At 58.1% G+C, this 11,631-nt stretch carries 7 protein-coding genes and 2 pseudogenes; 8 read left to right on the forward strand and 1 reads right to left on the reverse strand.

Translation table 11 applies throughout. The features are described 5' to 3' along the window. Positions 1–340 precede the first annotated feature (340 nt). The 5 genes from ylqF to ACVWZF_RS13920 all read left to right on the forward strand — a co-directional run bounded on the left by ylqF (position 341) and on the right by ACVWZF_RS13920 (position 6,097). Positions 341–1,192, forward strand: coding sequence for a ribosome biogenesis GTPase YlqF (gene ylqF, locus ACVWZF_RS13900; protein WP_011432287.1), 852 nt, complete (start codon positions 341–343; stop codon positions 1,190–1,192). Positions 1,193–1,437: 245 nt separating this feature from the next. Beyond that, the gene (locus ACVWZF_RS13905; RefSeq protein ID WP_011432289.1) at positions 1,438–1,803 is read left to right on the forward strand and encodes an NAD(P)H-quinone oxidoreductase subunit M; all 366 of its coding nucleotides are present in this window, start codon (positions 1,438–1,440) and stop codon (positions 1,801–1,803) included. Between the two features lie 80 nt (positions 1,804–1,883). After that, on the forward strand, positions 1,884–2,309 hold the full coding sequence (locus tag ACVWZF_RS13910; protein ID WP_414330231.1) for a DUF2996 domain-containing protein: 426 nt from the start codon (positions 1,884–1,886) through the stop codon (positions 2,307–2,309). 545 nt (positions 2,310–2,854) lie between these two features. Beyond that, positions 2,855–4,330 carry a glycogen synthase GlgA gene (gene glgA, locus ACVWZF_RS13915; protein ID WP_457411701.1) on the forward strand — a complete coding sequence of 492 codons (1,476 nt, stop codon included), beginning with the start codon at positions 2,855–2,857 and terminating at the stop codon, positions 4,328–4,330. 159 nt (positions 4,331–4,489) lie between these two features. Beyond that, positions 4,490–6,097, forward strand: coding sequence for a glycoside hydrolase family 57 protein (locus ACVWZF_RS13920; protein WP_011432292.1), 1,608 nt, complete (start codon positions 4,490–4,492; stop codon positions 6,095–6,097). 297 nt (positions 6,098–6,394) lie between these two features. Here ACVWZF_RS13920 and ilvB read toward each other — a convergent pair. After that, positions 6,395–8,194 (reverse strand): annotated as a pseudogene (gene ilvB / locus ACVWZF_RS13925) (biosynthetic-type acetolactate synthase large subunit); the annotation flags it as partial. Positions 8,195–8,405: 211 nt separating this feature from the next. On the opposite strand from ilvB, the gene ACVWZF_RS13930 reads away from it, so the two are divergent. The 3 genes and pseudogenes from ACVWZF_RS13930 to ACVWZF_RS13940 form a co-directional block, all read left to right on the forward strand. Continuing rightward, positions 8,406–9,983, forward strand: coding sequence for a phospholipid carrier-dependent glycosyltransferase (locus ACVWZF_RS13930; RefSeq protein ID WP_457411703.1), 1,578 nt, complete (start codon positions 8,406–8,408; stop codon positions 9,981–9,983). A 109-nt stretch (positions 9,984–10,092) separates the two neighbouring features. Continuing rightward, positions 10,093–11,157, forward strand: a complete 1,065-nt coding sequence (locus ACVWZF_RS13935; RefSeq protein WP_457411706.1) for a Gfo/Idh/MocA family oxidoreductase — start codon at positions 10,093–10,095, stop codon at positions 11,155–11,157. Between the two features lie 357 nt (positions 11,158–11,514). Beyond that, positions 11,515–11,631: pseudogene (locus tag ACVWZF_RS13940) on the forward strand (RNA-guided endonuclease TnpB family protein); the annotation flags it as partial.

Consider the following 11,631-nt stretch of genomic DNA (forward strand, 5'->3'; position numbering starts at 1 on the left):
TGTTCTCGTTTTGACAAATTGGCCAGGAACTTCTTGAGTTTTCTCTATCTCGTCAGTGCTCTCTTTTGGCTCAAATGAAAGATCAACACAACCTAAAAAGATAATGGTATAGCATGCAGGGATCCATGTATCCCGACGCTAACCCTGCGGGTAGAGCGCGGGGCTTGTTGCCCCCGCACCCCCGTTGGTTAAACATTAGGTTGCCCAGGAAAGGGATCCCAGCGGCACTCACGTTGTATTATTGGCTACTTCAGCCGGCAGGTCGAGCCTCTTTTGGGGAATCGGGCTAGATTGGATCCCACTGTTGATTTCTGCTGTCCACTTCTAGGGTTCTGGCGGCATGAGTTCTCCGGCCATCCAGTGGTATCCCGGCCATATTGCCAAGGCAATTGGCCAGTTGCGGGAAGAGTTGCAGCGGGTGGATGCAGTCATCGAGGTGTTGGATGCGCGGATCCCGTTGGCCAGTCGTCATCCTGAGCTGGGCCGGTGGCTGGGGGAAAAACCTCGCCTCCTGGCTCTGAACAGGGCGGACTGCATTGAGGCTGGGGATCTGAAAGCTTGGCAGGAGTATTTTTTACGGCAAGGGATCCCTGTCTATCCCACCAATGGCCGCTCAGGAGAAGGGGTGAATCGCCTCAAGCAGGCGGTCTTGCACTTGGGGCAATCGGTCAACACGCGGCGTCAACAGCGGGGCATGCGACCGCGGGCCGTTCGGGCGGTGGTGGTGGGCTTTCCCAATGTGGGCAAATCTGCTTTGCTGAATCGACTGTTGGGGCGGCGGGCAGCTGAGAGCGCAGCACGTCCTGGGGTGACGCGGCAACTGCGGTGGGTGCGGCTGGGGGGAGAGTTGGATCTGTTGGACTCGCCGGGCATCATACCGCCCTCTCTGCCGGATCAACAGGCGGCCTCTCTATTGGCCATCTGCGATGACATCGGCGAAGCGGCCTACGATCCCGAACGGGTGGCGGCCCACTTTTTGGATCAAGTGCTGAGGGTGCAGCCCCAAGCCGGATCTCTCTTGCAAAAGCGCTACGGTTGGCCGGATCCGATCCCTCCCGGTGGTGCTGCAGTGCAGGAGTTGGCCGAGCGGCGGTATCAAGGGGATCCCCAGCGGGCGGCACGGCAAGTTCTCAACGACTACCGCAAGGGCTTGCTGGGGCCGCTGGCCTTGGAACTCCCTCCCAAGGCTTGAGCCCCTTAGAAGAAATCACGAAAGAAAGTCACGTTGTTGCTATGGGCAGAGGAACCGCAACGCTGTCGCGATAGGCCGCTGTGGGAACTTGCTCACCTCAATGTGCAGGCGCTCCAGTAGGGGAATAGCAGCGGGCATAGAAAAAGCTTGGGCCGAAGTAAGCCGAGGGCAAATAGCGGATCCCCCACAAGCGCTAGGTAGTGATACGCTGTTTATCAGGTTAGATCCGGAGCGGAGCCATCGCAATGCTGAAATGCACCACTCGCCACGTCCACATTTTTGCCGGTGAAGTTACTGCAGACAACAACTTCGTGCCCCGCGACGACCTGTTTACCCTCGATGTGGATCCGGACAACGAGCTGGTCTGGACTGATGCTGCCCTGCAAAAGGTCTATGCCCGTTTCGAAGAGTTGGTGGAAGAATACCGGGGGCGAGACTTGACCGAGTACAATATCCGCCGCATTGGGTCTGACCTGGAACATTTCATCCGCTCCCTGCTCAAGCAAGGGGAGATTGCCTACAACCTGCAGGGGCGTGCCCCCAACTTCAGCATGGGCTTTCCCCAGATCCCTGCTGAAGAAATTGTCGGCCAATACATCCCCAAGGGCTAGCTCTTTGCCGGTTCTGGACAGAGTTTTTGATTGTTCTGCATCTAAGGCTTTTACCCATCTGATTGTCGGAGCGTTTCCCCATGTCTGGAGAACCCACCCCCGAGGCCGCTGCTGCCGAGAAACCCGCTGAAGCTGCCAAGCCTGCTGCTGAGGATTCCCCCAAAGCCGCTGCGAAAAAAGTTGCTAAGGAAGAAAAGCCCTTCGAGCAACAGATCACGGAAGAGGTGATCCCGGCGGCCATTGCGGCTTTTCAAAAGCGCGGGGTCAACGATCTGGAGCTGCGCCTAGAAGGCAAGACGCTGGTCGGCGCGTTTGCAGGAGGCAAGAAGCAGTTCAGCGTGCTGTTTGCTGAGGGATCCTTGAATGGCCGCAAGTTCTTCCGCTGTACCACCGAAGGATCCCCGGCCAGCACCATCGAGTCTTTTATGATCGACGAGCGGCGCGTGGATGTCAACCTATTCGTGTTTTATTTGGTGCAGCGCCTTTACGCTCAGCAGTGGTATTGAGTTCGCGTGACCTTGAAGGATCCCTGGCTACCCCTAGCCGGAGAGAGTAAGCCTGCTCGCAAGAGACGAGGGGAGGTGCAGCCGGCTGCAGTTACCGTAAAGCCAGGATCCATCCGGCCATGTTCTTTGGCATGCCCACGATCCCAGAACGGGCACCTTGGCTGCCGCCTTCCCGGAAGATGAGCTGCGCACTTGGCTCGAAGAACGGTACCGCCCCAGCGGGATCAGCCGTTCATAGTCGCGTTTCAGGTTAGGGTGAGAGGCCTGGGCTACTGATCGCGCCAGCGGGACGGAGTCCTTGAAAAGCCTTCTGGCCCCGTGCATTCAACGTTTCTAGTTTGAATCGAAATGCCCATAATTGCCCAGAGGGCTGCTCCCGTAGATCAGGTTCCCCGGCAAACGGCGCAGCTGGGGCTCGAACCCGGTCGGCCCAGAGGTTGTTCCCCAGTGCAGGGATCCCTTGCCATTGGGAGGGATGTTCTGTCGAGGCCAAAAAGATTATCGTTTGTAAAGAAAGCTAAGGCGGTGCTACGGGAGGTCTCGAAATGTACATCGTGCAGATTGCGTCTGAATGTGCCCCGGTCATCAAGGCGGGGGGACTGGGGGATGTGGTGTACGGCCTCAGCCGGGAGCTGGAAGTGCGGGGGCACTGTGTCGAGCTGGTTTTGCCCAAGTACGACACGATGCGCTACGACCAGATCTGGGGCTTGCACGACGCCTATCGCGATCTCTGGGTGCCCTGGTACGGGGGAGCCATTCACTGCTCGGTGTACTGCGGCTGGGTGCATGGCCGCCTTTGCTTTTTTATTGAGCCCCACTCGGGCGATAACTTCTTCAATCGCGGGTGTTATTACGGCTGCCCGGATGACAACATGCGTTTTGCTTTTTTCAGCAAGGCGGCTCTAGAGTTTCTCCTACAAAGCAACAAGCGCCCCGACATCATCCATTGCCACGACTGGCAGACAGGGTTGGTACCGGTGCTGCTGTTTGAGATCTACAAGTACCACGGCATGGGAAACCAGCGGGTGTGCTACACCATTCACAACTTCAAACACCAAGGCTTTGGCGGCCCAGAGATTCTTTGGGCTACCGGCCTCAACCGCGAACCCTACTACTTCCACTACGACCGTTTGCGCGATAACTTCAACCCCTTTTCTCTCAACTTTATGAAGGGGGGAATTGTTTTTTCCAACTTTGTCACTACGGTCTCTCCCAATCACGCGCTGGAGGTGCAATTTGGCGACTACGGCTATGGACTTGGCCATACCCTCTACTTGCACCGGCACAAGTTTCGCGGCGTTTTGAACGGCATCGATTACGACATTTGGAACCCGGAGATCGACCGCTTTATCCCCGTGCGCTACACTGCTCAAACGCTGGAAAATAAAGCTAAAAACAAAAAAGCTCTGCGGGATCGGCTGCTACTGCAGGATGTTGACAAGCCTATCGTGGCCTATATCGGGCGATTGGACGAGCAAAAGGGCGTGCATTTGGTGCATCATGCCATCTACCGCTCCCTGTTCAAAAATGCCCAATTTGTTCTGCTGGGATCCGCTACGGAGCGAGGGATCGGCGCTTGGTTTGCCCACGAGAAAAGCTACCTCAACGACAACCCCGATGTTCACATTGAGTTGGGCTTTAACGAAGAACTTTCCCACCTTATCTATGCGGGGGCAGACATCATCGTAGTGCCCAGCCACTACGAACCCTGTGGACTCACTCAGATGATTGGCTTGAAGTATGGCACAGTTCCGGTGGTGAGAGGAGTGGGTGGCCTGGTGGATACTGTCTTCGACCGCGACTACGATCCCCACAAATTGCCCGAACAACGCAATGGTTACGTCTTTTATCACACAGATCCAGCTGCTTTGGAGTCGGCTCTGGATCGGGCCATCGACCTTTGGTACACCGCTCCTGACCAGTTCCGTCAACTGCAGATTCAAGGCATGAGCTACGACTACTCCTGGAACTATCCTGGCAAGGAGTATCTGGAGATCTACGACTTCATTCGTCACCGCTGAGCCCAACAGCGATCCCCAGCGATCCCAGCTCTTGACCCCAAGGACGAAATGCTGGACGATAGGTAGCAATCTTGGGCTTAACCTTCTCTACAGATTTGCTGCTGAGAAGGGTAAGTCTGCTCCGTTATCTTTCCCTGTCTGTAAGGATCCCCGGCTGCCATGGGTTATCTCGCCTTGGTACTCCACGCGCACCTGCCGTTTGTGCGCCACCCTGAGCAAGACTTTGTGCTGGAGGAAGAATGGCTCTACGAAGCCATCACGGAGACCTATGTGCCGCTGCTGCACATGTTCGAGGGGCTACAGCGAGATGGCATCGACTTTCGTTTCACCATGTCCCTGACGCCGCCCTTGGTGTCGATGCTGCGGGATCCCTTGCTGCAGGAGCGCTACGACCACTACCTAACCAAATTGGAAGAGCTGGCCCAGCTGGAGTACGACAAAAACGCCACCAACGGCCACATTCGCTACCTGGCGGAGCACTACATCAAGCAGTTTGCCATGGTGCGGGATCTCTGGGAGCGCTACGACCGGGATCTGGTGCGGGCCTTTCGACAGTTTCAAGACAGCGGCAACCTGGAGATCATCACCTGTGGGGCTACCCACGGCTACCTGCCCTTGATGCAGATGTACCCGCAGGCAGTCTGGGCGCAGTTGATTGTAGCTTGTGAGCACTACAACGAACACTTTGGCCAGTGGCCGCGGGGGATCTGGCTGCCGGAATGCGCCTACTACCAAGGGCTGGAGCGGATGATTGCCGATGCCGGCCTGCGCTACATGATCACCGACGCCCATGGTCTTCTCTACGCCAAGCCCCGGCCTCGTTACGGCATGTACGCCCCTATTTTTACCGAGACCGGCGTCGCCGTTTTCGGGCGGGATCACGAGTCTTCGCAGCAGGTGTGGTCGGCAGAGGTGGGCTATCCAGGGGATCCGGTTTACCGCGAGTTCTACAAAGACCTAGGGTATGAGGCCGACTACGAGTACATCAAGCCTTACATCATGCCCAACGGCCAGCGGAAAAACACCGGCATCAAGTACCACCGCATCACCGGGCGCAACCTGGACCTGGGGCAAAAGCAGCTTTACGACCCCTATTGGGCGCGGGAGAAAGCGGCAGAGCATGCGGGCAACTTTATGTTCAACCGCCAGCGGCAAATCGAATATTTGTACAGCGTCATGGGCCGCCCGCCGCTGGTGGTGGCCCCCTACGATGCGGAGTTGTTCGGCCACTGGTGGTACGAGGGCCCTTGGTTTTTGGATTTTCTCATCCGCAAGAGCTACTTCGACCAAAACACCTACCGCATGACTCACCTGGCGGAGTACCTGCGGGAGAACCCCACCCAGCAGGTGTGCAAACCTGCCCAGTCCAGTTGGGGGGCGCGCGGCTTCCACGAGTACTGGCTCAACCCCACCAACGCCTGGATCTACCCCCACCTGCACAAGGCCACCGAGCGGATGATCGAGCTGAGCCGTCGCGAGCCTGCCGATGACCTAGAATGGCGGGCCTTGAACCAGGCGGCGCGAGAATTGCTACTGGCTCAATCGTCTGACTGGGCTTTTATCATGCGCACAGGGACGATGGTTCCCTATGCAGTGCGCCGCACCAAGTCCCATCTGCTGCGCTTCAACCACCTCTACGAGAAGATCAAAGAGGGTCAGTTTCGGCGAGAAAAAGCCACCCCTGAAGAGGAGCAGTGGCTGGCCAAGGTGGAATACATGGACAACATCTTCCCCAATATCAACTACCGGGTTTACCGACCCCTCTAAGCCGGTTGGGCAGGTCTGGAGGGTGCCTGCTTCCGACCGCCAGAGACACCAGAGGCAGAAGTTTCCGGCTACCCTCCTTGAGGGGATCGAACTACCCCAGGGCAGGAGGGATCCTCCGTTCGTTGCGCTGATCCCAACCTTCCTCTCCTTTTGGGAAAGGGGCAGGAGTCGCTCGTGTTGGCCTCGCAGAGCGCTCAGGGAGCGTTTTAATCTGGCTTGTTCAGTAGCCCCGATATCCCCGAAGACTCCCTGCTGCTGGGGCCCGCCTTCCCCAGCCGAATGGCCAGGCCACCGATTCTAGAGCTTGGTGCCGCACTCGGCGCAAAACTTGTGCAGGGTGGGGTTTTTGGTGCCGCAATTGGGGCAGTAGATCAGCTCGGCGGCTTGTTCCAGTTGCCGCTTCTCCGGCAGCCCGATCATCTGATAGTTAGCTTTGCCGGCAGGCACCATCGGGTAGCAGTTTTCGTCCCGCTTGACCACAAAGTCGGCCACTACCGGCCCCTCGTGCTTGAGGATCTCCTGGATGGCATCTTCCAGTTGATCGGGGTGATCGACGCGGATCCCTTTCACCCCAAAAGCCTCGGCTAGCTTAACAAAATCCGGCATTCCGGGAGACATATCCGAGTGGGAGTAGCGCTCGCCGTGGAAGGCCTGCTGCCACTGCCGCACCATGCCCTGCCAGCCGTTGTTGATGATGGCCACTTTGGTGGCAATGCCGTACTGAGCCACTGTGCCCAGCTCTTGCATGTTCATCTGGAAGCTGGCATCGCCACTGATGCAGATGACTTCTTCGTGAGGCAGGGCTACCTTGACTCCCATCGCCGCGGGGAACCCGTAGCCCATGGTGCCCAGCCCAGAACTGGAGATCCATTGGCGCGGCCCGTTGCGCAGAAACTGCGCCGCCCACATCTGATGCTGGCCAACATCGGTGGTGTAGTAGGCGTGGGGAGCATGACGACGAAAGGCATCGATCACCTGTTGGGGGGCAATCACGCCTTCGTAGCTGGGCACCTGCAGGGGATAGTCCCGCTTCCAGCGCTCGATCCGATCCAGCCAGGCCTGAGTTAGGCCTGGAGTAGAGGGCATTTTGCTCAGTTGGGCCAACATCTCCACCAGAACGGTGCGCACATCCCCTACAATCGGCACATCCGGCGCACGGTTTTTGCCCACCTCGGCTGGGTCGATGTCGATGTGAATGACTTTGGCGTGCTTGGCAAATTCATCTAGCTTGCCGGTCACGCGATCGTCAAAGCGGGCCCCCACCGCAATGAGCAGGTCGCACTCGGTGACGGCGAAGTTGGCATAGGCCGTGCCGTGCATGCCCAGCATCCCCACCGACAGGGGATCGTTCTCATCGAAAGCCCCTTTGCCCATGAGGGTGGTGGTCACCGGGATCCGATAGGTGTGGGCCAGCTCGGCAATTTCGGCGTGGGCACCGGAGATGATCGCCCCACCTCCCACATACAGCAAGGGCCGCTTGGCCTTCAGGATCAGCTTGGCCGCTGTGTGGATTTGCCGTGGGTTGCCACGCACGGTGGGCTTGTAGCCGGGGATGTTGATCTCGCTGACGGGTTGATAGTCAAACTCTTCCAGGCCCACATCTTTGGGGATGTCGATCAGCACCGGCCCGGGCCGCCCTGTCCCGGCAATGTGAAAAGCCTCTGCCACGATCCGAGACATTTGGCGCGGATCCCGTACCACGTAGGAGTGCTTCACAATGGGCAGGGTGATGCCAAAGATGTCCGTCTCCTGGAAGCCGTCGGTGCCAATCAGATGGCGAGGTACCTGCCCAGTGATGACCACCATGGGTACAGAGTCCATCATGGCGTTGGCGATGCCCGTCACCAGGTTGGTCGCCCCTGGGCCAGAGGTAGCAAAACACACCCCCACCTTGCCGGTGGCGCGAGCATATCCGTCGGCGGCGTGGGCAGCCGCTTGTTCGTGGCGTACCAGGTAATGTTTGAGAAGGCCCTGAGACTCAGCTTTGTACAGCTCGTCGTAGATGGGGAGGATGGCTCCCCCCGGATAGCCAAAGATGTGTTGCACCCCATGCCGGTGCAGGCTGTCCACCAACGCATATCCACCAGTCGCCACGGTGTCTCCTCCCCACTGAGATGACCGAACGTCAAACGCCCGCTCTCAGGAGCGCCAGCGCAGACAGGGTACTGGCCAGAAGTTGGCCAACTTTGTATTCAATTCTACAGTCTAGCAGTGGTTTGCTTTGGAATCGCTTAGACTTTCACGGTCGGCTAAAGTAACACTGGGGATCCCTGGGGATCCTCGCCGGAGTGTTGAGAGTGCCCTATCCATGACTGGAGAGCCAACCCCCATTGACCCCGGGCCGGAGCGGTCTCAGGGCAGCTTGCTGCTAGCTGTGCCCATCCTCGGATCCCCGCACAGTGCTGTGGGATCCCGACAGTGGCTGGTATGGGGAGCGCTGGGGATCTTTCTGGTGGGTCTGGGGTTGCGCCTGTGGCGGCTGGACGAGTTCCCGGCACCTGTGTTCGATGAGGTGTACTTCCCGGAGTTTGCCCAGAACTACCTGGATGGCAAGCCTTTTTACGATGTGCATCCCCCCTTGGGCAAGTACTTCATTGCCCTTAGCATTCAGGTGTTTGGCCGCAACGAGTGGGGATTCCGCTTCGCCACTGCTTTTTGCGGATCCCTGATCCCTCTGTTGCTGACCGGTTTAGCCTACCGCCTCACCTACCACGTGGGCTTTGCTCTGTTGAGCGGGGTTTTGCTGCTGACCGATGGGGTGTTTCTGGTGGAATCCCGCTTTGGCCTGATCAACGTGTATCTGGTAGCCTTTGGGCTGGCAGCGACCATTCTGTTGCTGAGAGGTCTAGAAGGCCAAGGTTGGCGACGGGCTGCTCACTTTGCTTGCTCCGGGATCCTGTTGGGGGCGGCAGCTTCGGTGAAGTGGAATGGCCTCTGGTTTACCTTCATGTTTGCTCTGTTGGGGATCCTCGTCTGGGGGGTGGTCTGGCTGCGCCCGCAGTGGATCCCACGGTTGGGCATTTTGAGCCAGATTCGTCATCTGCGCTGGTGGCACTATGCGTTCTGCTTCGTCCTCGCTCCGCTGGCCTTTTATGCCATTCAGTGGATCCCGCACCTGCAGCTGAATCCCCAACAGGGACTAACTCTGGATTGGAGCTGGACGGGCATCCAGAATTATTTCCGATCCCTGATGCTCATCAACCAATCCATCTACGGCGGCCACATGGCAGCCCACCTGGTGGTGAACGAAGAGACCCTTGTTCACCCCTACTGCTCCACCAGCTTGCGATCCCTGGTGGCTTGGTTCCCGGCTTTGCGTCCTTGGCTGACCACCCCCTTGGCCTCGGCAGGAGCTTGGTCCTGGCCAATTCTGGGCCGCCCCGTGGCCTACTACTTCAGCAGTCAGGGCAACCTCTGGCAAGCTGTTCATGGCGTGGGCAATCCTTGGCTGTGGTGGCTGGGGACGGGATCCATCTTGGTGCTTGTCTGGCGAGGGATCCGCCACTTTCACGGTCTCGAAGCCTTCATTTTGATCGGCTATGCGGCCAATTACCTGCCTTGGTTTAGGGTCAGCCGCTGCGTTTTTATCTACCACTACATGAGCGCTCTGGCGTTTAGCACCCTAGCCCTGGCTTGGTTGGTGCTGCTGGGCTGGCAGAGCTATCGCCGCTTTTGGCGCGGGGCGAGCATCACGGCGGTGGCCTTGGTTTTGGCGTCCTTTGTCTTCTTTTTCCCCGTTTGGCTTGGCCTGCCCCTCAGTCCAAGCGGATTCTACGCCCGCATGTGGTTTCGCTCTAGCCCGGTGCCGCTGTTCTGTTTCAGCCCCCAATCCTGCCAACAGCCCCCGCTGCACCTGCCGCCCATCCCCGGCTTGAACTGGATCTAAGGGAGGCATGGTAAGCTTTGTGAAGTTTGTTTCGTGAAATGCGGCGCTCCGTTACCGAAAGATGGAGCGAGGTTCGCGAAACCCTTGTGGTGGAGGTAGTGGAAACGTCATGGCCCGATCTTGCCCGAGTTCTGCCAACTCTCCCCGCCGTCCACTGGCTTACCCAGAGCAAGCTGTCCCGGTTGGGGTGATCGGGGTAGGCAACATGGGCCAGCACCACACCCGCGTTTTCAGCCTGATGAAGGATGTGCGGGTCGTGGGGGTAGCGGATATCAACGTGGAACGGGGATTGGATGTGGCCAGCCGCCACCGCGTTCATTTCTATGAGGACTACCGCGATCTGCTGCCCCATGTAGCTGCCGTGGCCATTGCCGTGCCGACGGTTCTGCACCACGAGGTGGGTATGGCCTGCCTGGAGGCCGGGGTACATGTGCTGATCGAAAAGCCCATCGCTGCCAGCATCAGCGAAGCAGAATCGCTGGTGAACCGAGCTGCCGATTGCAATTGTATTTTGCAGGTGGGGCACATCGAGCGCTTCAGCCCTGTTTTCCAAAAGCTGGGCCAAGTCTTGCAAAGTGAAGAACCTCTGGCTTTCGAGGCTCACCGTCTCAGCCCCTATTCCGACCGCGCCAGCGATGTGTCGGTGGTATTCGACTTGATGATCCACGACATCGACCTATTGCTGGAGCTGATCCCATCTCCCGTGACCCAGATTACCGCCAGCGGCAACCGCATCTCCAAGCTGGGCTACCTGGACTACGTCACGGCTACTCTCACTTTTGCCAACGGTGCCATCGCCACCCTCACTGCCAGCAAGGTCACCCACCGCAAGGTGCGCAAAATTGCCGTCCACTGCAAGAATGCCTTGGTAGAAGCAGATTTTCTACACAATGAGATCTCGGTGTACCGCCAGGGATCCGTCAGCAGCACCAGCGACTACGGCCAAATGCCCTACCAGCGGGATTGTTTGATTGAGAAAGTCCACACCGACAATATCGACAAGCTGCATGCCGAACTGGAGCACTTCATCAATTGCGTGCGGGGGGGCAACCAACCTTCTGTGGGTGGGGAACAGGCCCTGAAAGCATTGAGGCTGGCCTCGGAGGTAGAGCGGATTGCTCTGGATGGATGTGCCTGGAGCGAAGCCAAGCCCCGCCGTAGTCTCCTATCCTAGTCTTTAACGCAAGCCCCAGATGGGGGCAGAGCCCTGTTGTTGGCCCATAGCCATTCCAGCATCAGGCTGGGGAAGAAAAAGCGACATTCGCGCCCGCGGAGTGCAGCTCTATTTGTTGCTGTTGCCAGTCCACCACTCAATACTCCTGTAGCCCAAGCCGACTGTAAAGCTTGAGCTTAGTTTGCTTATCTTGGCCAATATTGCGAGCTCCAGGGCTCAGCACTTCTACCGCCGATTCTGGGGCACTGTGGAGTTTGCCATCCGCCCCTAACGCTGTTCTCAGCTAGAAATCGCAGGAGCCCCGCACTGTACCTGTAGGGTCAGTGTCGGGAGGAATGCGGAAGTTATGATAGAACCATGACCCAAGTCCTGACCGTCCCCTGCAAGCTCAAGGTGTCCCCGTCGCAAGCCGCAAAGTTGGATGCGACAATGGATGCCTTTGTGCAGGCGTTGAACTGGGTCAACCAAAACACA

Source organism: Thermostichus sp. OS-CIW-30 (assembly GCF_054060215.1).